Genomic DNA, 22,787 nt, shown 5'->3' on the forward strand with positions numbered 1-22,787 from the left:
CCTGTCCTCCCTTACCAGGTAATGACTGGGGAAACGACGGTCTGGATCTGCGAACGATTGATGGGGCCGAAGTAACGGCCATCGAAGGACGTGCCGCTGACGTCGGACATGAGCAGCACTTCGGCGGCGCGAAGGGTGTAGCGGTCTGCGTGGAACCTGGGCAGCGGACGTCCGCCAGCGTCGACAGCCCTGGGGGCACTCATGGGTAGCAGTTCGCCATTGACGCGTACGCCCTCGTTGGATACGGCGACGTCATCACCTTTAGCCGCTAAAACGCGCTTCATCATGTAGCCGTAGCCGCCGGGGCAAAAACCGGCGCCGATGTAGCCTCGCTCTCGCGCTTCGTTGAAGACCTGGACTTGCGGCGGACAGAACAAGACATAGGCGCCCTTCTCCACCGCTGCGCGGCTCGTCCAGTACAGGCCGACCGGGATGCTCTTCGTGGTGTTGATGCGAGCGCCGGCCGCATAGGCCAGCGCCGCACCGGCCATGCTGACCGCGCCGACCAGCGCCACCCCCGCGGCGATCCTCTTGAAGAGGGTGCTCATATCGTGATCCCCTCCCCTGCTTCCGCAAACTGGATCAGGCGATCACTGGCTTTCGGCGCCTCCACCGCAGCGCGCGCCTGGAAGACCGGATCTTTGAAGTAGAGCGGTTGCTTGCCGTAAATGGCGGGATAACCGGCCACGTACACCACCATGTCGCCCGCCTCTTCGATGTGGCCGTCCGCGTTCTTCCGAGGACCGGGCATCCGCAAGCACTCATCCGGTGTCAGCAAGGGGCGCTGCACTTCTTGGAACGTGCGGGAAACCTGCCCGAGCATCGCGGCCGTGCGGCGCCCGCTGGTCGTGATCTGCTCCTTGACTACGGTGGTCTGTCCGGTCAGCCGAGACAGGTGTTCGGCAGTCTCCATACGGTTCGGGGGATAGGCGTTGTGCACATGGCAGTTGGAGGTGATGGTTTCATCGGGTCCGTACCCCGTTTCACGGCTCTTGAGTTGGTTGATGTCCTGGCAGATCAGGTAGCACTTGATGCCGTAGCCCGCCACGAACGCCATCGACTCTTGCACGATCTGCAATTTCCCAAGGCTGGGAAACTCATCGAGCATCAGCAACAGCCGGTGCTTGTAGTGCGCCACCGGCCGCCCATTCTCGAAATCCAACTTGTCCGCAAGCAGACGGACAACCATGTTCACCATGACGCGAACCAAGGGCCGCAGCCGATCCTTGTCATTGGGTTGCGTGACGATGTAGAGCGTCACCGGGTCATCCGAATGCATCAGATCGCGGATGCGGAATTCGGAGCGACTCACGTTGCGGGCCACGACGGGATCGCGGTACAGGGCGAGGTAGGACTTCGCTGTAGACAGGACCGAGCCCGCTTCTTCCTCAGGCCGATCCATCATGTCGCGGGCGGTGGAACCGATGGCAGGATGGTTCTGCCCGGCGACGTGCCCATAGGTCGCCATCTCCATCCACAGCTCGCCAATGTCGCGGTTCGGATCGGCCAGCATCGCATCGACCGATGGCAGCGTGGCCGTGGTGGTGTCATCTTTCGCTTTGTAGAGCGCGTGAAGGATCACGCCGACCAAGAGTGCAAACGCCGTTTTCTGCCAATGCGAACCCAAGCCCTTCCCGTCCGGGTCGACAATCAGGGTCGCGAGATTCTGAACATCGCCAACCTCGTAATCAGTACCCAGCCGGATTTCGTCCAGCGGATTCCAGCACACGCTCCCGTTCGCAGTAGCCGGCTCGAACCGCAGCACCTTGTTCTTGGCGTGCTTCTTCCTCCACCCGGCAGTCATTGCCCACAGCTCGCCTTTCAGATCGGTGACGACGGCGCTGGCATCCCAAGACAGCATCGTCGGAACAACCAAGCCGACACCTTTGCCCGAGCGGGTAGGGGCATAGCTCAAGACGTGTTCCGGGCCGTTATGGCGCAGGTAATAGAAATTCCCGCCCTTGTCCTCCCAGCCGCCGACATAGACGCCCGTGGACAGGGCAGCGTCCTTGCCCCTGACAACATCGAAGAGGCGGCGGGGCCGGGGCAGCAATCCGGCCGCCTGGAGGTCTTTCTTCCCGGCCCAACGTGCGGAGCCGTGCAGGTACTCGTTCGCCTTCGACGAGTTCGAGGACACGACTTTCGCCACCGCCACGCCCAGCAGCCCGACCGTGGAAACCATCAGGCCGATACTCCCCGCCTGCATGATTTCGTTCGGATAGTGGGAATACCACTTCGAGGCCCACTCGAGGATCGACCACGGCGCATAGACGTGGTTGAAATGGTCGCCGAGGTTCGCCGGGTAATTGAAGGTGTGGGCGAAAAATTGAGTAGCAGACTGCAATCCCCCCCCAAGCGACACCGCCCCGAGCACGGGCAACAACTTGCCGCCCGCGCCTTTCTTGGTGCGAACTTGAGGCCCGACCGCATTGTTCATCTTGATCTTCATCGACTCCTTCCCTTCGACGTTTGGATCGAACCCCGGGGGGTGACGGTGACGGGATCGCCGACCGCTACACGGGACAAGCGCCGGGCCGTGGCGTGGTCGATGGACAGAACCATGACAACGTCAGCATCGTCTCGCCTGAGAAGAGCCGACGTCTGACCCTCGACATGACGAAGGCCAGCAAATGAAAAACCACGGGCATTCACATTATATAGACTGTTTTTCGTTATATCGAAGTATTTTAGGTGCTTATCTTTGCCCTCGGCGAGGGATTTGTCCGCTGCAGCCTGTTGCGCGGGTTTCAGCCGTCCTGCCCCAACAGCGTCCCGTCGCAATGCGTGATCTGATTGGGCTCCTTGCTGCTCCACGTGACGATGAACATCACGCGGCAATAGCACTTCACTTCCGCTGGCGATGCGAACCACACCGAGTTCGGACATTCCTCGCAAACGGTGCTGGCTTTGGGGCGGCGGAACTCGTCCAAGGCCTCCAACGTTGGGCTTGCGGCCGACATGGGCGGAGGCGTCCATGCCCGCCCCGCCTCTGGTGTCGTTGCCGCCTCGGCCGGCTCCAGCCCCGGTTCGGGTAAGGTTGTCGTCGGCAGCGGCGCTTGGTCCAGCGCCGCCAAGGCGGCGTCGATCAGTTCGTCCTCGCTCAGTTCGTGCCGCTCGCTCATAGGCTTTCTCCTTGCTCAAAAGCTGTTGCCGCCGCAATTCCAAAGCGGAATCGGCAAACGTGATAGGTAGCTGGGAATCGACGGCAGTCCTGATAACTTGAGCCTTGAAGTCGGGGGTGCCGTTGACGGTGATCTGGCTGCCATACCGCTCCATCGCCAGACGCAGCGCGGCTTGCACCCCCTCGCGCGTGGCCTCGCGGGAAACCTGGAGCTTGTCGCCATCGTCGCGGACAGCCGACTGGCCGACGCGGAAGATGATCGTGCCCTTCTTGGTGATGTTGTCCAGAACATGGGCGCGCTCGGGCTTCGCTGCACCCTGTCCGGCGACGGTGTTGCCCTTGAGGCCCTGGGCCGCCTCACGACCCCGCAGGGCGGCCAACGCGTCCGCATTGCCCTGTAGGGCCTCCTGCTTCAACCAGTCCGTCCACGCCCGCCGCTGGAAGCCCTGGTAGAGCTTTTCCCGTTCTTTCGCATACTCCTCATGGATCTCGGTCAGCTGGTCGCGCAGGGCAGTACTGGCCTGCGAATAGAGCACCTTCTTGCCGACGCCCTGGCTGTCGACAACCTTGAGGGTCGCGCGCCGGAGCCGGTTGGCCCGCTTCGCACCCTCTACAGCACGATCCTTGCGGCGCCGGGCTTTCGCCAGCGCGTCGGCTCGTGCCGCTGTGAGGGTCTGCTGCTCGGCCTTGTACCGCGCATAGAGCTCGACCGTATTGACGCGCAGGCGAATGGGAGACTTTTCGTATTGCCGCCGGATCTTCGGCTTCGCCAGCCGATCCGGCGACGGCTCGAAGGGACCAAGCCGGGCCTCAAGACCCGGTTTGGAAAGCTCACGGGCGAGGGTGCTGGCTTTGACTCGCGTACCGTCTGCCGCTTCTACAACCAAGCCATTGCCGCGCTCGCGCAGCGCAAGGCCGTTTTCCCTCATGACCTGGTGCAGCTCGGTCCACGATTGCGCCCCGCGCATTTCCTTCAAGCATTCCCGCCGGACCCAGCCCACTAGGCTTTCGACGCCCGCATGACGCTCCATGTCCGCGGCGCGCCCCTCGGCCATCGAGCGCCGCGATTGGTGGTTGTCCTGCTCCAGCCCGTAATCCCGCTCGAGCACGGCGCACAGATCCGCAAGGATGCGATAGGACTGGAACGGCTCATGCATCGTGTGCCGCTCCGGGTGGATCTTGTTGATGGCGATGTGAAGGTGAAGATTGTCGGTGTCATGGTGTACCGCACTGACACGCTGGTGCTCGCCGTAACCGAGGCCGTCAGAGATACGTTCCTCAATCGCTTTCAAAGTCTCCACGCTCGGGTGTTCACCGGGCCGAAAACTCACCAGCAGGTGACTGGTCTTGTCGCCGGCCGCCCGGGTGTTCTGCCGCTGCGTAGCAAGCACTTCCCCGATGACCGCCTGCAGGGTGGCGGCCTCGCAATTCGTAGCTGTGACCTGCCCGAGGCGTTCCGTTTTGTCTTGCTCGTCGGTGATGTACTCTACCAGCTCGGCGAAGTCGCTCTTGGCAAGGGACCGCATTGGGACGTGCTTCGCGATCACGCGCGAGCCCCGGCGTTTTAGCGGCTAAAAGGATCATCGCTCGGCCCTCGGCATGACGACGGTCATCATGACCTGCCCCATCTCGTCCTGGGTCGCCTCGATGCGGGACAGGACCGCGCGAATAGTCGCCTCGCCAAACTGCGTGGTGCGCTCGTCGTTGGTGAGCCAAAGCTTCAGCAGCCCGCCGAGGCGGCCAAGATCGCCATTGATTCGGGCGAGTTCGCGCACCTGCTCGTAATCGACCACACCACCGATGCGGTAGCCCTGCCCGACTTCGCGCAGAAAGCGGGCAACGCTCATCCCGGCTCGCCGGGCCTGATCTTCGATCAGCTTCTTCTCTTCCGGGAACACAGGCACCCGTAGGTGGTGCTTGCGCTTCCCGGCGGTTGGCCTTGCGCCTTTCCGCATCGTCCAAACCTCGCTTGTCATGCCGGCGGTAGCCGGCCCAGCCTCGCAGAGCAGGATGCCCGTTGAGCGCCCCCGGCGCGAATAAGGGATAGCGAAGTTAGATAACCGGCTCCGCTGGTTAGCTAACTTCGCCCATCCTGCCCGCCATTCGGCGTTCATTACCCCAGGAAAAGTCTACGCCATCACTTTTGATTTATCCGCAGTGGCGCGCAAAACAAGTGTAAAACATTTAATGGATATAGCGAAATTACGTGAACGCTCCCATAATCCCTGTGCCGTAATGGTATGGACACGATGTAGTTGCACCTTTTCGCGGTCTTGTTACACGCCGCATAGCGCAAGAATTGAAGCGACGGGACCTATGGAACGAGCACGATGGCGAAGAGCTACACCGAAGAACTTGCCGGGTGGGTGAGCAAACACAAGACACAAAGACCGCGCCAGGACAAGAACATCGTTGCGTTCTTGGCCGTGAAGGGCGACGTGAAGGCAGCGCTCGATGCAGGCTACTCCATGAAAACCATCTGGGAGCACCTGCACGAAACGAAGCGCATCGAGTATCGCTATGAGACTTTCACGCTGCATGTGAAGCGGTACATCCGGGCCAAGCCTCGAGCCGAACACCAAGTCGAGCAGCAGCTACCGCAGGAGCAGAGCAAGCCACAAGTTCTGGCGGCCCCAACGAAGCCCGACCAGGCGCAAAGCGAGCCCCGAAAGACCTCGCTGCCCTCCGTGGGAGGCTTCACGTTCAACGCAACACCGAAGAAAGAGGACTTGTTCTAATGGCCAAGATCCACATGGTTCTGCAAGGGAAAGGCGGCGTCGGCAAGTCGATGATCTCGGCGGTCATTGCGCAGTACAAGGCAGGGAAGGGGCAGAAGCCCATATGCATTGACACGGATCCGGTCAATGCGACGTTCGAGGGATACAAGGCCCTCGACGTGCGGCGCCTCAACATCCTGGAGGGCGATGAGATCAACACCAGGAACTTCGATATCCTGGTCGAGCAGATCGCCACCGCCGAGGTCGACGTCATCGTCGACAACGGTGCCAGCTCTTTCGTGCCGCTCTCGCACTACCTCATTAGCAACCAGGTGCCGGCGCTACTCCGGGACATGGGGCATGAGCTGGTGGTGCACACCGTCATTACGGGCGGGCAGGCTCTCCAAGATACGGTGAGCGGTTTCGCCCAGCTCGCCAGCCAATTCCCCGCCGAATGCCTGTTCGTCGCCTGGCTGAACCCCTATTGGGGCGCCATCGAGCACGAGGGCAAGGGGTTCGAGCAAATGAAGGCGTACATCACGAACAAGGATCGCGTGTCGGCCATCATCCAGATTCCGTCGCTCAAGGAAGAAACCTACGGCCGCGACTTTACGGAAATGCTCCAAGCTCGCCTTACCTTTGATGAGGCCTTGGCGATGAGCTCTCTCACGATCATGACGCGGCAGCGGCTCAAGATCGTGAAAGGCCAGCTCTTCGCCCAGCTCGAGAATACGGCGGTGCTGTGATGTCGGACAAGATCGAGTCGATCATCAAGGAGATCGCGGCCAAGCACGGCATCGCCGTTGGCCGCGATGATCCGATCCTGGTCCTGCAAACGATCAATGAGCGACTGATGCAGGACAGCGCGGTCGCCCAGCAGGAAACGCTGGACCGCTTCAAGGAAGAACTGGAATCCATCGCACACCGGTGGGGCGAAGACGCCAAGAGCAAGGCGGAACGGACGTTGAATGCGGCGCTGACAGCGAGTAAGGAAACCATGATGAAAGGGATGCAGGAGGGTGCGAAAGCGGCCGCCGAATCGGCGCGCTGCGAGGTGGAGGCCGCGGTCGGGCGGCTCGCCGGCTCAATCCGGGACGGCCGGCGGATCGCGATCATGAACATGATCGCGGGCGCCCTGGCTGTCTTTGCAGCAGCCATGGCGCTGCTCTCGACGTTATGAAACCGGCGGATAGGGAGATCCAGACCGGTTTTTTTATGGCTCAGGTTGACGCTTTGACACTAAATCCGTTTTGGGTATCTCGGGTCGGGCGCCGGGCGATGACCTCCTGGGCGGCGGCCGGGGCCAGTGCCGTCGTGGCCGACTCAGGGAGCCAGGCGCCTAAGAACCTGCTCAAAGTCTCTGGAGTTATGAGAACTTTGAGGAATGAGGAAGAGCTATCCGAGCGCCATCAGTGGCGAACAGTTCGAGCTCATCCGTCCGCTGCTGGAGAGTGCGCGCAGGAAGACCTGTCCGAGGCGCGTGGACCTGTACGAAGTGTTCTGCGCGGTGTTGTATCTGCTCAGGAGTGGCTGCCAGTGGCGCATGCTGCCCGAGGGGTTTCCCAAATGGCGCACCGTGCACGCGTACTTTGCCATCTGGAGCGAGCCGCGCGAGGGTGGTAGCCTGCTGGAGCAGACTTTAAAAAATCAGGGTGGCGCGGCCCGGCAGAGACTGGAGCGCAACGCCTGCAGCACGCTCTTGATCGTGGACGCGCAAAGCGTGAAGAACACGGATACGGCGGCCCAGAAGGGCTATGACGCGGGCAAGAAGGTGTCGGGGATCAAGCGCCCCATCGCGGTCGACACCCAAGGCTTGCCATATGCGGTGGCGGTGAACAGGGCTGAGGTGACGGACCGCAAGGGCGCGCTGCAGGCGGCTGCGTCGTTGCAAGCCTGGGCTCGAGCGGGTGCAAAGCGTGCTGTGCGACAGCGCCTATATGGGCCAGCCCTTCGCGCAGGGCGTGCGCGAGATCCTGGGTCAGGGCGTGACGGTGCAGATCGCCAAGCGCCGCGAACCCCACGCGTTCAAGGTGATGCCCAAGCGCGGAATCGTCGAGCGCAGCTTTGCCTGGCTGGAAAAGAACATGCGACTATGGAAGAACTGCGAGCGGCTGCTCAACACCAGCTTGCAGTTCATCCACCTCTCATTCCTGGCCCTTTTGCTCAATAGACTTTAAACAGGTTCTCAGGAATTCTTCCATTTTCCTGAAAACAGCGGCTGGTCAAGTGCATCGCATTTCTCCCGTGTTGCGAAAGAATTCGAATCGACGATTTATACCTGCCTTCCGTGGCCTTCAGGGGTCACACATCCCTTCACTCCCCTCGGAGCCAGCGACGTAGCAATTTCGTGATGACCGGCATCACGACGTACGTCAGCAGGACCACCGCGATCGGAATCAGCACCATCGTAGCCATATACACCGGCAGCCCTTCGAGCACGGGTCGCAATACCATCAGCAGGGGCGTGATCGTCAGATACACGCCCAGCCCGCTGGCGATCATCATCTTGTGGCGGGGGGGTGGAATCATCGGCTGGGGCGAGCCGGCGTTTGCCGGCAACTGAAACCATGTTTCCAAACCGACGGCCTGCTCGATCAGCACCGGTGCGCTCTCCACCGATTCGAGTTGCCTCACCAGTTCCAGCCGTTGCGCAGAATCCTCCCATCGCCGCAGGCTTGCGAAGCTGTCGAAACTCATGATGATTCGGTACGCACGTTCTCCGGTGCCGGTGGGTTTGAGGATAGTGGCACCCAGGTTGCCCGGGAACTGGCGCGCCGCCCGAACGCCTCCACCGATGAGGACTTCCCACTCCGTCTCCCGCCCGAGTTTCGGCACCCGCGTAACCATCAGGGTTACAGGATCCTTGAGTACCTGCTCTTCAGCAATCAATCACGCTCCCTCCTCTGCTGCTGTGCTTTGTCCGTCAAGGAGTCGATTTTCCGTGAGAGTCGTCCACACCTGAACGGACACGTATCGCCATCCATGCTCCGAATACTGCGGCAATTCCCCCAGCTACCTGCACCTTAGGCGAGGGAGCCAACAGCCCAAGTCCCGCGACCAGGAAACACAAGCGCTGCACAATGTCGAGCGACCGTTTCCAGAAACCTTCGGCAGCCAGACACAGACAGACGACGGCAAGGATCACCGCCAGACAGGCAAATGCAATCTGCAGCGGCGTCCCCGAGAGGAGAATGCCGTCGTTATACACGAAGGCAAAAGGAACGACGAACGCGATCATCGCCATTCTCACCGCCGCCAGTCCGACGGCAAGAGGGTTGGCGAGCGCGATCGGGGCAGCGGCAAACGCGGCAACGGCGATCGGCGGTGTCATCGCCGACAGGCTAGCGTAATAGACAAGAAACAGATGCGCAGCGATCAGCGAAACGCCCAGCTTCGTGAGCGCCGGCGCGACCAGCACCGCGGCGAGGATGTACACGCTGGGGGTCGGCATCCCCATGCCCAGCACCAGCGTGATGACTGCGGCGACCACCAGCGACAAAAACAGATCCGTGCCGGCAAGGAGGAAGATGAGTTCGGTCACCTTTGCGCCGAGTCCGGTCATCGACAGCCCGCCGACGACCAGTCCCGCAGCCGCACAGGCGGCGACGACCGGCACAACTCGCAACGTCGCTTCCGCGAGAATCTCATAGAACGCCTTGAAACTGAGACGGGTCTCGCGCTTGTACATCGCCACCGCGATCACTGCGAGGGTGCCGAATGCGGCGACGAAATTGGGGGAGTAGCCTATCAGCAGCGCCACCACTAGAGCGATCAATGGGACCAGGAACATCCCTCCTCGTCGCATCGTATCGCCGAAGGCCGGCACGTTGTCGAGACCGGCGATTCCCAGCTTGAGGGAATTGAGGTGCACCTGCAGATAAACGCAGAAATAGTAGAGAAATGCCGGGATGATCGCTGCGACGGCGATATCGGTGTAAGGGATGCCCGTGAACTCGGCCATGATGAAAGCAGCCGAACCCATGACGGGGGGCAGGATGCTGCCGCCGGTGGAGGCGGCGACCTCGATTCCGCCGGCAAGGGCGCCCGTGTAGCCCAGCTTCTTCATCATCGGAATCGTGATCGAACCGGTGGTGACCACATCGGCCGTGGGACTTCCGGAAATGGTCCCATAAAGCCCCGACGACACCACCGCGATCTTCGCCGGCCCTCCGGGACTCTTGCCGCTCACGGCTGAAGCGGCATCGAAGAAGAAATCGCCGCCTCCCGTGCGCGACAGAAAGGTTCCGAACAGGCCGAACAGAAAGACATAAGTCAACGCAACTCTGATCGGCGCACCAAAGATGCCGTCGGTCGTGAAGGCAAGGATATCGAGAAAGTGGAGATAGTCGATCGAACCGTGGCCAAGCACTCCGGGCAATCGGTCGCCCCACAGATTGTAGCCAAGGAACACCAGCACGATCGTCGTCAGTCCCGGGCCGACCGTGCGTCGCGTCGCTTCGAGAGTGATGAGCAGCAGCCCGCTTCCGCAAATAATGTCCCACAAAGTCAGCTCGTCGAGGAGCGTGATCCGAGTCACGATGCGCTCATTGTGAAACCAGAAATAAGCGGAAATTCCAATGCTCGCCGCTGAGAACAGCAGATCGCATACCGGAACCCGCTCCCGGCTCGAGGCTGCAGTCGCCCCGGTCGTCAGGAAGACCAATGCCAGCATCAAGCCAAGGAATACGATGGTCATTGCATAGATCTGGACAATCTGGATCGTCGTCACCCAGACGATGCCCAGCGCGATCAGGGCCGCAAAGGGTTTCAGAAGTTGACCGGCCCAACTAGCGGGATCTCGGCGCGCACCGGTCGTGAAAAACTTGTTAAAGAAATCGAGGCTCATACTGGACATGCTCGGTTCTCCCCAATGCCAGGAGCGTCTGCAGGCCATTCATATGGAATGGATCTCCGGTCGCGCGTCGAAGATGAACGAACGCTCGAGAGGTATAAACCGGAGCTGCACGCAGCGACGATCAGACGGATCTATTCGGACCCGCCCAAGAGCAATCAATGACCTTGCCGCAATTCATCTCGACAAGGACCGGAGCGCGGTGAAATTTATCCACCGCGGCTCTGATTGGTCATATCTATTTCAGTAGTCCAGCTTCACGGTAGTAAGCTTCTGCCCCCTTGTGGTAGGGGACGATTTTCTGGTTCGTGAGGAACTCGGGAGTTATGGCTTTCAGGCTGCCATGCGCTTCCTGAAGTTTTTCAATGTGCTTGTGCAAGGCTTCCGCCAGATCATGGGCGACTTTGTCGTCCATCTTGTCATTCACCACCAATATCGCGCTGAGTGCAACGGTCGGGACATCGGCGGGTTGCCAAGAATAGCTTCCCGCCTTCACGACAAACGGGGCGACACTCAGCTCCTGGGATACTTTTTTGATGACGCTGTCCGACACTGGGAGCAGAACGAGTTCGACCGCGTCGCCGGCCTGGACGATGAAACTCGTTCGCACGAACACGCCATTCGTGAACATGTCGATCCGCTTGTCCTTCATCAGATCGCCCTGTTCGTCCGATGCCGCATAGATGACATCGCCGCCCCATTTCTTGATGTCGTCCAGGCTCACGCCGATCGCCCTGAACATCTCGACTGCGACATATTCGGTGATATTGCCCCGTTTGTTGAAAGCCACCCTGATCGGCGGTTTCTTCACCGCAATATCGTCAAAAGTTCGGATCCCGTATTCCTCAGCAAATGCCTTCGTGATGACCATCTGCATTGGCGCCCAGTCATACAGCAGCGCGATTGCACGCAAATTGGTGATAGGTTTCCTGAAAGGTTTGGCGCCGAGGGTGGCAATATGAAGTTCGGCGTCGTGCGCGATTCCCAATTCGACTTTTCCCTGATCGAGAAGGGCAATATTAGCGAGTCCTCCGCCCGACGTCTGATATGTGATCGTCGATCCAGGAAAGGCGTCTTTCACGGCTCCGTCGATGCCTACCCCGATCATCGTCCACAACCCGCTCGGGCTCGCCCCGGAGAGAGTCATCTTGTAGGATTCCGCCGCTGCACCGAGGCTTAAGAATGCAATGGCAAGTCCACAAACGATGTTTCGTAACATGAGTGTCTCCTCCTTAGTAATGATTACCAACAACGTCGGAGTGAGGTCCCAGCCAAGGACTTATAAATTGTTTTCCTACGAGCAGTTCGGCTTCTTATGTTCAGATTATCATTGCAGTTTCCCCGCAACAAGGACGCGCGGCGCGTCGGATCCAATTAAACGTCCACCACTCGGACGCTCGATCCATCAGGGAAATTTTCATCTCGACTCGACGCCTGATAAGCGAAACTGACGCGCGAGCACTGGAGATTCGGCCCTTTCGCGAACCCTGACCGCGGACGTGATGATCGGCGCGCAACGAGCAGAGCGTCACTGGAACGCTCCTTCGATCTGATAGTCCGCATACTCGACGTCGGTCATGGCAAGAAATTCGCGGAACACGAGTTCGTTGTCCTGGCCGAGACAAGGCGCTGCGGCCATCACATCGCCGGGCGTGGCCGAAAGATCGAATGCCGAGAAATAACACGCGACATCCCCGATTTCGCCGTGCAGACGGCGGCGCCAGATCCGGCGGTAGGCGAGCTGCGGATCCCGGAAAAGATCGGCGATCGTGTTGACCGGGTAGGCGTGAACCTGCGCTGCCTGGAACCGAACGGCAGCCTCCTCGGCGTCCTGCGTGACCAGACACGAGGAAATGATTGCATCGAGCTCCGCAATATTTGCCTTGCGCGCCGCCAGCGTCGCGAAACGTGGATGGGCCGGCAAATCGGGGCGCATCAGTGCTGCGGCGAGGCGCGCGAACTCCTCGTCAGACCAGCACGAAAGCGCGAGCCAGGTGCCGCCGCTGCATTGGTAGGCGTCGTGCGGCGCCGCGCCGGGGTCGGTGTTGTTCGCCCGTTCCGCCACGCGTCCGTGGGTGTGGTAATCGAGCAGCGCGCCGGCGACAAACATCAGTCCGCTTTCGTACTGCGCCAGATCGATCCACGCCCCTTGGCCTATCCTCCGCTGACGATCGAGTGCCGCAAGGACCGCGCTGGCCCCGAGTGTCGAGGCGATGAAGTCGATATACGGCCCGTACAGCAGCATCGGCGGCCCGTCGGGATCACCGGTCAGGCCACAGAAGCCGGCAAGCGCCGACAGCTGCGAGCCGAAGCCGGGCGTCTGCGCGCGCGGGCCGGTTTGCCCCATGTTGCAGCTCGAGATCATGACGATGCCCGGATTCAGTTGGCGGGCCGTCTCGTAGCCAAGGCCGAGGCGCGACATGACGTCGGGGCGCATGTTCTCGATGACGACGTCGGCCCACGTGATCAGTCGCTGCGCCACCTCGACTCCGGCGGGAGTCTTCAGGTCCAGCGTCACGTCATATTTGGAGTCGTTGAAGATCGCGAAGCATCCGCTCCGATCCGGTCCGGGGCGGCCATCCTTGTAGGGCGGGTACTCGTTGCGGAACCCGTCGGGACGCTGATGGGATTCGACGTGTACGACCGTTGCGCCGAAGGTCGCGAGCATCTTGCCGATATGCGGCCCGGCAGCATACGCGCCGAATTCCGCCACTTTCACACCCGACAGGGCTTGAGAGATCGCGCTCATACGAATTGCCCCTCCTCTGCCGTATCGACAGCTTCGCCTGCGGCGGCGCCGAGGCCGAGTTCGGCCAGCAATGCGTTCAGATCGATTTCCGAACCCGGCGCATGGCGAAGCGGCGCACGTAGCTGGTCGATAATCGCAAAACTGCCGCAATGCCGCTGCGGCTCGCCGTTCGGCGTCTTCAGGTCGTGCCAGAATTCCCGGGCCGCCAGTTGCGGGTCGTCGGCAATGTCCCGCATCGTCGACACGGGATAGCCGAGCATCTCGCGGCAGCTCGCCTGGTCGAGGAATTCCCGCTTTGTGAGTCGGAGAAAGAAGGCGGCGATCGGCCGCTCCAGCCCGTCGACCTCTTCCTGCGTCGCAAGCCTCGGATCGAATCGTTTCCAGTCGATTTGCGCGAGATCCCCGAGTTCGGCGCCGCACTCGCGCATCCACGCGACCAGCTGCGCGTTCGTGCGCCGCCCGGCCGGGCCGCCGTAGAGCACGAAATTCAGATAGCCGTCCGCACAGGGCCAGAAGGCGCGATAGCGTGCCCCCTTGATCGAACGACCGGTGACGTAGGCGCCGGCGCGGGTCGGAACGCTGCCTTCCATGTCCCAGAACGCCGGCGCGTGCGACAGCGCAAGGATCACTGCCGCCTGTCCCGACACGTCCACATGCTGCCCCTCCCCTGTCGTTGTGCGATGAAGGAGGGCCGTCAGCGCGCCGACGGCCGCCTGCGCGCCCGCCCAGCAGTACGACTGGGGCACCGTCACGCGCTTGGGCGCATCGTCGGGCTCGCCCGCAAGCGACATCGCGCCGCCCGCGGCCATTAACTCGAGGTCGGACGCGAGCCAGTCCGAGCGCGGACCGGTCGAGCCGAACGGCGTGACCGATACGTGGATCAGTCTTCGGTTGAGGTTGCGCAGCCGGGTCGGATCCAAGCACCGGGCGCGCTCGCCCGGCGTTGCCGATTCGATCAGGATGTCGATGCCGCCTATCAGCCGATCGAAGCCCGACCGGCCTTCGGGCGTTTCGAGATCGAGACGCAGCAGCCGCTTGTTGACGTTGTAGGCCTGCCAGTCCGGATCGTCGATACCGGCCCCGGCGCCTCCACCTTGATCACATCGGCCCCGAGATCGGCGAGCAACCGTCCGGCGAGCCATCCGGTGCGGTTGCTCAGATCCAGGACCCGGTATGCTTTAAGCATCACGGACTCCTTTGTGGTGGCAGCAGCGGTCAGCGTCCCGTGCGCGCCAGGGACAGCACCCAGCCTTCCATGCGCGAGCGCATCTTCCGGATGTCGCCCTCGCCGAAGAAAGCTTCCGGCTTGACCAGATCGACGCCATAGACGGGGCGGTGGAAGTCGCTCTCGTAGCCGAACGGCACCGTCGCGTCGATCCCCATGCCGCCTTCGAACTGGGTGTTCGACGCGGTCCATTGCTTGTCGCCCGAAGTCATGCGCTCGGCCGGCATGAAGGTCTGGCCACGCCCGCCCGGGATCGGGTTGAGGATGTCGGTGCGCGGATTCACGCGGGTGGTCAGACACCACATGATGTCGTCCATCGAGTAGATATCGACGTCTTCGCTCACCGCGATCGCCAGGCGCATCCCTTGCGAGCACGACAGGATCGCGGAGAGGAAATTGCGCTGCCAGCCTTCCTCGATCTGGTTGCGCTTCTTGACCTGGATGATGCAGCCGCCCCAGTCGGTCATGCAGTACGGGATATGCACGTTCTGCACGATGCCCGGCTGCAGCCGCTCGCACAGGGCGAAGATCGCCGACTCGCGCACCGAAGTGTCGATGTTGGCGTCGTCGGCCGTGTGCACGCCGAGCGGGAAGATGATCGGCTTGCTCTCGCGCCGGCGCATCGTGATCGCGGTGACGTGGAACGTCGGTGCCTTGTACGCCTTGCCCATGTAGCCGGCCCACTCCGGATGGAAGTGGAAACGGCCCTGGACGTCGGCCGCTTCCGACTCGGCCGTCTCGTAGCGCTTGTCGCGCGGGTGCAGATAGCCTTCGAGCACGTACTCGGCGTCGGCGAGCGTGTAGGCGTCGATCGTGCGGCACTTGACGAGGCGCACCGGCGAGCCCTGGATCGCGCCGGCGATGCCGATCTCGTCGCAGCCCTTGGGCAGGATCGCGTAGTCGAAGCCCGAGCCGGCGACGAAGGTGCACGACGGGGGCACGCCGAAGCACATCGTCAGCGGGATCGGCTCGTCGTCCTTGTAGTGCTCGGTCATCACCTGCCACATGTGCGATCCGGGCGAAATCTGGAACGTGCCGACGTTGCCCCAGCGGAAGTTCATGCGGTTGTAGCCGATGTGGCTGCCGCCATCGAAGTACGGGCCGACGACGCACGAGATGCCCGAGCCGATCGTCAGCTCGGTCTCGAGCGGCGTATGGCGGATCGCCGTCAGCCACTTGTTGACGTCGAGGTCATCGGTGATCACCTCTTCCTGCACCGGCGCCTCGTCCTGGCCGATGATGATCGGCGCGAGCGGATGGTCGATCGCGCGTGCGACCTTCTTGACGCGGTCGAGCGAGTTCTCCCAGCCGAAGAGGCCTTCGACGACACGGATGTCGCCAAAGAGGTTCGTGATCGCGCGGGCATGGGGCATGCCTTTGACGTTGTTGAAGAGCATCGGCAGGCTGCCGTCGAAGATCTTCTGCAGACCGGTGATCTCGAGGTCAGGATTGACTTCCTTGTCGGTCTCGACCAAGTAGCCTTGGGTGCGGAACCACTCGAGCGCTTCGCGCAGGTCCTTGACCCCGGCCCGCAGGGCCACCGCATCGATTTCTTTCGTTGCCAGATCGTTCATCGTGTTACCTCCAGGTTGCTTTACTCGGGAATTTCGGGGGTATGTGCGATTACTTCTGCGGCTGGAGATTGGCAACCTTGCGGTTGCGCATCTCCCCCTCCCAGCGCCGCGCGAACTCGGCCGGCAGGCCGAATTGATCGAGAATCCGGGCAACGACGTGATCCACGATGTCGTCGACCGTCTGCGGGTGGTTATAGAACGCCGGCATCGGCGGCATGATCGTCACGCCCATCTTCGAGAGCTTGAGCATGTTCTCGAGATGGATGTCGGAGAGCGGCATCTCGCGCGTCACGAGCACCAGGCGACGCCGCTCCTTGAGGATCACGTCGGCCGCCCGGTGCACCAGGTGGTCGCCCGTGCCGTGCGCGATCGCCGCGAGGCTCCTCATCGAGCACGGCGCGATCACCATCCCTTCGGTCATGAACGAGCCCGACGAGATCGACGCGCCCATGTTGCCCTCGACGTGATCGACCGCGGCGAGCGCGCGCACCTGCTTGGCCGTGTAGGGCGTCTCGTGCTCGATCGTCTGGATCGCCCACTTGCTCAGCACCAGGTGCGTCTCCACGTCGCTGCCCTGCAGCGCCTCGAGCAACCGAACCCCGAACACCACCCCCGTCGCCCCCGTGATCCCCACTATCAGTCTTTTCATATGCCTCTCACTCAAGGAGTCAACGTATATTCAGCTCGAACCGATAATCCATATTATGGACTTTTTAAACAACCCTGTTCGGTGCCTAAGCCGCGATATTTACGGTTTCGAAGCAACTCTAGAGAGGATCACGCAAGCAGACAATCCGTCTTTCGGACTTTTCATTCCATATTTTGGACTGTTGTTATCAGACCCTTTGTAGGTAAAGAAGGTGCTTCCGCTCCCGCGAAATGGGAGACGGAGTTGAATGCATAGGTGCTTTGAATTGACTCGCCGCAGCCGGTCGGGTTACGAAGCCAGGTCAATTGGACATACGCGACTGCGCAGACAAGGAACGCAAGCGCGTTCGACGTCGGCAGAACTGGCGACGCACGCGAAATCGAGGCGCAAATGAATTCCCGGATGCCACCAAGGCATCAGGTGAGCTGAGTGCTTACGCGTGTGGAGCGGGCCTCAAGGGTGGGCCGTGTCGCTCACGGCAGCCTCGAGATTAATGATTTCGGCGCGAATTAGCGCGACCAGCTCCTTCTGACGCTCGTCGCTCATCCGACTGGAGATTGCCCCGATGCTGATCGCTAAAAACGGCTCGCCCGACCGGGAGCGTATCGGCAACCCGACTGAGGTGGCGCCAGGTGTTATCCGGGCATCGTTAAGCGCGTACCCCAGTTCTCGGCACCGACTCAACAAGCGCATCAGCGCCGGGACCGTGAGGTTGTTGTACGCCCCTAATCTCAGAGCGTTGGCGGAAACGACGTCGTCGATGGCCTGATCCGGCAAGGACATCAGCAACGCCAGCCCCCCCGCCCCCACGCCCAGAGGCCGTCGAGTGCCGATGTCGAGAGTGAGCGTTCTGATCGGAAAGGAACCCTCGGCGCGATCTATGCATACCGTATCAAAGCCGCTTCGTATCGTGAGGAATACCGTGTCGCCGGTCTTTTCGGCGAGTCTCACGAGGACCGGCCGACAAATGTCGCGCAGATTGAAGCTCGATGAGGCAGCAAGTCCAAGCTCGAAAGCCAGGTGCCCAAGAAAATAGCGGCGCGTCTGCGGATCCTGCTTGACCAAGCCTTCGACGATCAGACATTTCAATATCCGATGGGCAGTGGGTCGCTCAAGTCTCGAGTGGGACGAGATATCCACAAGGCGCAACCCCGTGCTATTGCGTGAAGCGAGGATCCGCAAGACGTGCGCGGCGCGCTGGATACTTTGTGTTCCTGCACCGGGGCCATTGCTGTCGCTCATGCGGAAGCTTCCCTTACATAAGTCCATGTTCTGGAATTTTATCGGCCACTTTCGCCTTGTCAATGCTCAGTTCAAGGATTAGATTTATTGACACGCAGGGTTCTATTGGCAGTATCAGTACTGGAAATAGTTCATATTCCGGACTGTTACATCAGGCGAAGTCTGATCCGGGGCGTTGCCAGGTTCCGGGCAGGCGGTGCATCTCTATCCTGTGTTCAGGAGGCCCAATGGAAGACCAAGTGATTCTGGTGGACGAGCATGACAATGAGGTTGGCTTCGCGGGCAAGATGGCGGCGCACCAGCGCGGCGCGCTGCACCGCGCCATCTCGATATTCGTGTTCGATTCCTGTGGCAGGCTGATGCTGCAACGACGCACATCAGCCAAATATCATTCTGGCGGCCTCTGGAGCAATACCTGCTGCAGCCATCCCCGTCCAAACGAAGAAAGCTCCGATGCGGCACATCGTCGCTTGCGGGAAGAAATGGGCGTCGATTGCGAACTGAAGAAGGCGTTCAGCTTTGTGTACCGGACAAAGTTCGGCAGCGGTCTCATCGAACACGAATTCGATCACGTGTTCTTCGGCAACCATGACGGTCGTCCGGTATTGAATCCGGACGAGGCCGACGACTGGAAGTGGGTGGACTTGACGGAATTGACTGTTGACGTCCGCAAGCGCCCCGAAACGTACAGTTTCTGGCTGGCGGCCTGCCTCGATCGTGTCATCAGCTGTCGGTCCTTGAAAGGAGCCGGGGCGGCAGCACAGAAAATTGGATCGACAAGCACTTTGATGGCATGAGTGCTGCCAGGGATAAAGCTTAAGTCCAACAGTGTCGCCGGCGCGGGGACGCCACTAGACCTCCGAATCGGGTGCGGCATCGACCCGAGAGGCACCGGACGTCGCTGAAAACCTGTTCAGAGTCTTTTGAGCAAAAGGGCCAGGAATGCGAGGTGGATGAACTGCAAGCTGGTGTTGAGCAGCCGCTCGCAATTTTTTCCATAGTCGCCTGTTCTTTTCCAGCCAGGCAGAGCTGCGCTCGACGATCCAGCGGCGGCCGGCGTGCGCGTGCCGATACCGTACAACTTCCACGAAGGCGTGCTGCTGATGGAGCTGGTGGCCGATGAGAACGGGGAACCGGCGCCGCAGCTCAACGACATCGTGATGAGCGAAGAGGATGCGCGGCGACACCACGCCTTTCTAGTGCGACAGGTGGTGCGCATGCTGTGTGCGGGCATCGTCCTGACCTGCCTGATTTCTTCGGACCACTCATTCCTGGAGAACGGCTTCCGGTGATGTGCTTGGCATTCTCGGGCCAGCCGCTGCGTTAGCTTTCGGCACCTTGAGGGTGATCATGAAATTAGGGCCCTGATAGGGGGGTTTGCGGTTGCGGGCGGATAGGGAAAAGAACGCGCGCGGCGACCGCACTGCGGAGCTCGACCGAATCGGGACGGACGCAAGGATACGTGCTTTGGCGAAGTTCACCGAATAGGCCGTCGTCGAAGTGTACTATCCGGCTTTGCCCACTCACGAGACGCAATCTCCTAATGCAAAGCGAAGTCCAGGGAAAGCCCACGTACGCCGTCGTCGCGGCCGTACAACTGCCGAACGTGAGTGATGTCGAGTTCGAGGCGTCACTGACCGAGCTGCGCGAACTTGCGAAAACATTGGGGCTGACGGTCGTCCACACCTTCATCCAGAAGCGTTCCGGCTTCGATACGACCGCCTACCTCGGCACCGGAAAGCGGCAGGAGATCCACGAGTTCATCAATGGCGGTGGCGTCGTCGACGGCAAGGCCCACGAGATCGACGTGATCCTGGTCGACCACGAGATTTCGCCGTCGCAGGCGCGCCACCTCGAGCTGGAGGTGGGCTGCGAGGTGACGGACCGCACGATGGTCATCCTTGAAATCTTCCATCGCAATGCGCGCTCCCGCGCAGCCCGCGCGCAGGTGGAGATTGCGCGCCTCGGCTACATGGCCCCGCGCCTGCGTGAGGCGGCGAAGCTCGCGGGACCGCAAGGTCGGCAGCGCAGCGGCACCGGCGGCCGCGGGGCGGGTGAATCGCACACCGAGCTCGACCGACGCAAAGTGCGAGACCGCATCGCCGAACTGCAGGAGGAAATCGATGCGATGGAGGTCGAGCGCAAGACGCAGCGCGCGCGTCGGCAAGGGCGTCAGAGCCTCGCGAACGTGGCGCTCGTTGGCTATACGAACGCCGGCAAGTCGACCTTGATGCGGGCGCTCACCGGCAGCGAGGTGTTGGTCGCCAACAAGCTTTTCGCGACGCTCGACACCACCGTGCGGGTCCTCTACCCGGAGAGCGTGCCCAGGGTGCTCGTCAGCGACACGGTCGGATTCATCAAGAACCTGCCGCACGGGCTCGTCGCGTCATTCAAGTCGACGCTCGATGAAGCGCTGGATGCATCGCTACTGCTCCACGTCATCGACGCCAGCGATCCCGGTTTCGAGCGCCAGCGGGAGGTCACGGACCAGGTGCTTGCGGAAATCGGCGCCGATGTGCTGCCGCGCCTGCGCGTCTTCAACAAGATCGACCACGTCGGCGATGCCCAGGCGCAAGCCGAACGCGAAGCGGCGTTGCGGGCGCAGTACCCGGACTGCGTCGTGATGAGCGCCCGTCGTCCCGAAGACGTGGCGAAGCTGCGCCAACGGATCGTCGCCTTTTTCCAGCAGGACCTTGTCGCCGCCGAACTCTTCCTTCCCTGGTCGGCACAGCAATGGCGCAAGGACATCTACGCGAACTGCGAGGTGATGGAGGAGCGGGCCGACGACGAGGGCGCGTTCTTCCACGTGCGCGGGGAGCGCGACACCGTGGAGAACCTGCGCGAGCAGTTCGAGCAGGTGCGATGAGCTGAGGGTATCGGCTCTACAAGCAAGCGAAGAACCAGCGCCTGTCCACTTTGACAGACAGGCGGTGCGCTCCGCTGCCAAGCAGTATGCCGCGAAGCTCGTTCGGCCACTTCCGTTCGGTCCCCTCGGCTTCAGAGGCGACATTCGAGCGCCCGCTCGACTCTGCCATTTGCCGCATTGCCAGATAGTGCAGTTCGGCCTGAACCGTCGTTAAGGTATGTCGCCGCCAAAGGCAGTAACGGGCCGGTCAGCGGATGTAGCTCCGCATGTCGGCCGCTACGTCCGCTTCGAATTTCACCTTACAGTCGGACCCGACCCCATCCGGCCTTTCTCAGTTCCAATTGCTCAAGATCAGATAACTGAGTGGAGCGGTCTGTCGGTATGCCTAATCAAGGGCAGGTATTAGCGCCAGACTTTCCCGTGGCGATTCAAGCCGACGTCTCGCCAATATCCTCATGCCAGAGTTCCAGATTTCTGGCGATGAAGTTCTGCATCAAATCCACACAAACCTGATCCTGAAGGACGGTGACTTCGACGCCCCGGGAACGCAGCCATTCTTCCTCGCCCATAAAGGTCAGATTTTCCCCGACGACGACCTTGGGAATGCCATAAAGAAGGATCGCGCCGCTGCACATCGCGCAGGGCGACAAGGTCGTGTAAAGCACAGACTCGCGATAGATCTGCGCCGGCTGTCGGCCAGCGTTTTCGAAGGCATCCATCTCGCCGTGTCTAATGACGCTTCCCTGCTGGATCCTTCGGTTATGCCCTCGACCGATAATTTTTCCGCCATGGACGATCACCGATCCGATCGGAATGCCACCTTCCGCCCCTCCTGACCGAGCTTCTTCGACGGCCGCCAGCATGAATGGATCCATGGTCGCTCACCCCTACACTGATAATTCGGGAATATAGCCGATGTGCCACCCTGGCAGCATCGGTCCCGTGAGCGGCCGCTCGTCGCTTCATGGGGGATGGTCACCCGTAAGGCGCCCCCGCTGCCCTTCCTGCCCGAAGACGTCCACGGGAAAGAGATCGTCGTGCTCGCCCTGTGCTATGCGGGTGACCCCATTGAGGGCGAGAAACTGATCGAGCCGCTGCGCGGGTTCGGCACGACGCTCGGCGAGCACATCGGCGTGCAGCCGTACACCGCCTGGCAGCAGGCCTTCGATCCCCTCTTGACGCCCGGTGCGCGCAACTACTGGAAGTCGCATAACTTCTCGCAGCTCAGCGCGGGCGCGATCGACGCGATCATCGAATACGCCGGCACGCTGCCGTCGCCGCAGTGCGAGATTTTCGTCGCCACGATCGGCGGCCAGACGGCCCGTGTAGCGCCCGAGGCGATGGCCTACTCGGCCCGAGATGCCAACTACGTGATGAACGTGCACGCCCGCTGGGAATCCTCCGCCGAGGACGAACGCTGCATCGCCTGGGCGCGCGATTTTTTCGCCAAGTCAAAGCCGTTCGCCAGCGGCGGCGCATACATCAACTTCCTCACTCAGGACGAAACCGACCGCATCGCGTTCGCCTACGGGGGGACGTACGACCGGCTGGTGGAGCTCAAGAAGAAGTACGACCCGACGAACCTCTTCCGGATGAACCAGAACATCAAGCCGGTTTGAGAGGAGATCACGCGCCAAACAATGGTGCGGACGCCTGACGTCGCTGCACATCGGCAGCGGCGCTCAAAGGCTGCTTTCGTGCAACTGCCACTTCCGCTTGGGGTCGACCGCCGTCCACAGACCGTGACAACTCACTGGCCCCTTGCAAACGCGAACGGCCAACCAGGCCAAGA

19 protein-coding genes and 3 pseudogenes are annotated in these 22,787 nt (G+C 61.3%); 8 read left to right on the plus strand and 14 right to left on the minus strand.

Features of this window, described 5'->3' with window-relative positions:
• Positions 1-11: 11 nt before the first annotated feature.
• From traF to traJ, 4 genes are read right to left on the minus strand one after another with little or no spacing between them, the layout of a single operon-like run.
• A complete protein-coding gene (gene traF, locus PA01_20215) occupies positions 12-548 on the minus strand; it encodes a conjugative transfer signal peptidase TraF (protein ID KAI5911938.1) in 537 nt (178 codons plus the stop codon).
• On the minus strand, positions 545-2,449 hold the full coding sequence (locus PA01_20220; GenBank protein KAI5911939.1) for a type IV secretory system conjugative DNA transfer family protein: 1,905 nt from the start codon (positions 2,447-2,449) through the stop codon (positions 545-547). Before PA01_20220 ends, traF begins: the two co-directional genes overlap by 4 nt.
• Positions 2,446-4,668 carry a relaxase/mobilization nuclease domain-containing protein gene (locus PA01_20225; GenBank protein KAI5911940.1) on the minus strand — a complete coding sequence of 741 codons (2,223 nt, stop codon included), beginning with the start codon at positions 4,666-4,668 and terminating at the stop codon, positions 2,446-2,448. Before PA01_20225 ends, PA01_20220 begins: the two co-directional genes overlap by 4 nt.
• A gap of 33 nt (positions 4,669-4,701) precedes the next feature.
• Positions 4,702-5,076: a conjugal transfer transcriptional regulator TraJ gene (gene traJ / locus PA01_20230; protein ID KAI5911941.1), complete on the minus strand. Its 375-nt coding sequence runs from the start codon at positions 5,074-5,076 to the stop codon at positions 4,702-4,704.
• Between the two features lie 375 nt (positions 5,077-5,451).
• On the opposite strand from traJ, the gene PA01_20235 reads away from it, so the two are divergent.
• From PA01_20235 to PA01_20250, 4 genes are all read left to right on the plus strand, one after another.
• On the plus strand, positions 5,452-5,859 hold the full coding sequence (locus PA01_20235; protein KAI5911942.1) for a TraK family protein: 408 nt from the start codon (positions 5,452-5,454) through the stop codon (positions 5,857-5,859).
• Positions 5,859-6,584, plus strand: coding sequence for a conjugal transfer protein TraL (locus PA01_20240; protein KAI5911943.1), 726 nt, complete (start codon positions 5,859-5,861; stop codon positions 6,582-6,584). The genes PA01_20235 and PA01_20240 overlap by 1 nt, the downstream gene beginning before the upstream one ends.
• Entirely contained in the window at positions 6,584-7,018 is a 435-nt protein-coding gene (locus PA01_20245) for a conjugal transfer protein TraM (GenBank protein ID KAI5911944.1), read from the plus strand. The genes PA01_20240 and PA01_20245 overlap by 1 nt, the downstream gene beginning before the upstream one ends.
• Positions 7,019-7,222: 204 nt before the next feature.
• A protein-coding gene (locus PA01_20250) for an IS5 family transposase (protein ID KAI5911945.1) occupies positions 7,223-8,015 on the plus strand; the annotation gives its coding sequence in 2 pieces (ribosomal slippage) (positions 7,223-7,714 and positions 7,716-8,015; 792 coding nt in all).
• Positions 8,016-8,151: 136 nt separating this feature from the next.
• On the opposite strand, the gene PA01_20255 is transcribed toward PA01_20250, so the two are convergent.
• The 8 genes from PA01_20255 to PA01_20290 form a co-directional block, all read right to left on the minus strand.
• On the minus strand, positions 8,152-8,727 hold the full coding sequence (locus tag PA01_20255; protein KAI5911946.1) for a hypothetical protein: 576 nt from the start codon (positions 8,725-8,727) through the stop codon (positions 8,152-8,154).
• Between the two features lie 34 nt (positions 8,728-8,761).
• Positions 8,762-10,684, minus strand: coding sequence for a TRAP transporter fused permease subunit (locus tag PA01_20260; GenBank protein ID KAI5911947.1), 1,923 nt, complete (start codon positions 10,682-10,684; stop codon positions 8,762-8,764).
• 244 nt (positions 10,685-10,928) lie between these two features.
• Positions 10,929-11,909, minus strand: coding sequence for a TAXI family TRAP transporter solute-binding subunit (locus tag PA01_20265; GenBank protein KAI5911948.1), 981 nt, complete (start codon positions 11,907-11,909; stop codon positions 10,929-10,931).
• 309 nt (positions 11,910-12,218) lie between these two features.
• Positions 12,219-13,439: a CoA transferase gene (locus PA01_20270; protein KAI5911949.1), complete on the minus strand. Its 1,221-nt coding sequence runs from the start codon at positions 13,437-13,439 to the stop codon at positions 12,219-12,221.
• A complete protein-coding gene (locus PA01_20275; protein ID KAI5911950.1) occupies positions 13,436-14,581 on the minus strand; it encodes a CoA transferase in 1,146 nt (381 codons plus the stop codon). Before PA01_20275 ends, PA01_20270 begins: the two co-directional genes overlap by 4 nt.
• 73 nt (positions 14,582-14,654) lie before the next feature.
• Positions 14,655-16,238, minus strand: a complete 1,584-nt coding sequence (locus tag PA01_20280) for a UbiD family decarboxylase (protein KAI5911951.1) — start codon at positions 16,236-16,238, stop codon at positions 14,655-14,657.
• A gap of 49 nt (positions 16,239-16,287) precedes the next feature.
• Positions 16,288-16,887, minus strand: coding sequence for a UbiX family flavin prenyltransferase (locus tag PA01_20285; protein KAI5911952.1), 600 nt, complete (start codon positions 16,885-16,887; stop codon positions 16,288-16,290).
• Between the two features lie 453 nt (positions 16,888-17,340).
• A complete protein-coding gene (locus tag PA01_20290; GenBank protein ID KAI5911953.1) occupies positions 17,341-18,129 on the minus strand; it encodes an IclR family transcriptional regulator in 789 nt (262 codons plus the stop codon).
• Positions 18,130-18,356: 227 nt separating this feature from the next.
• Between PA01_20290 and idi the strand changes: the two genes are divergently transcribed.
• Positions 18,357-18,926 (plus strand): isopentenyl-diphosphate Delta-isomerase, encoded by a 570-nt coding sequence (gene idi / locus PA01_20295; GenBank protein KAI5911954.1) that lies wholly within the window; start codon positions 18,357-18,359, stop codon positions 18,924-18,926.
• Between the two features lie 116 nt (positions 18,927-19,042).
• Here idi and PA01_20300 read toward each other — a convergent pair.
• A pseudogene (locus PA01_20300) lies at positions 19,043-19,181 on the minus strand (transposase).
• On the opposite strand from PA01_20300, the pseudogene PA01_20305 reads away from it, so the two are divergent.
• Positions 19,158-19,367 (plus strand): annotated as a pseudogene (locus PA01_20305) (serine protein kinase RIO). The pseudogenes PA01_20300 and PA01_20305 sit on opposite strands and share 24 nt — an antisense overlap.
• A gap of 305 nt (positions 19,368-19,672) precedes the next feature.
• Positions 19,673-20,995 (plus strand): GTPase HflX, encoded by a 1,323-nt coding sequence (hflX, locus tag PA01_20310; GenBank protein ID KAI5911955.1) that lies wholly within the window; start codon positions 19,673-19,675, stop codon positions 20,993-20,995.
• A 428-nt stretch (positions 20,996-21,423) separates the two neighbouring features.
• Here the strand turns inward: hflX and PA01_20315 are convergent, their stop codons facing one another.
• Positions 21,424-21,870, minus strand: a complete 447-nt coding sequence (locus PA01_20315; GenBank protein KAI5911956.1) for a nucleoside deaminase — start codon at positions 21,868-21,870, stop codon at positions 21,424-21,426.
• Positions 21,871-21,966: 96 nt separating this feature from the next.
• On the opposite strand from PA01_20315, the pseudogene PA01_20320 reads away from it, so the two are divergent.
• Positions 21,967-22,614: pseudogene (locus tag PA01_20320) on the plus strand (BBE domain-containing protein).
• The last annotated feature ends 173 nt before the right edge of the window (positions 22,615-22,787 follow it).

Source organism: Azoarcus sp. PA01 (assembly GCA_001274695.2).
Lineage (GTDB): Bacteria > Pseudomonadota > Gammaproteobacteria > Burkholderiales > Rhodocyclaceae > Aromatoleum.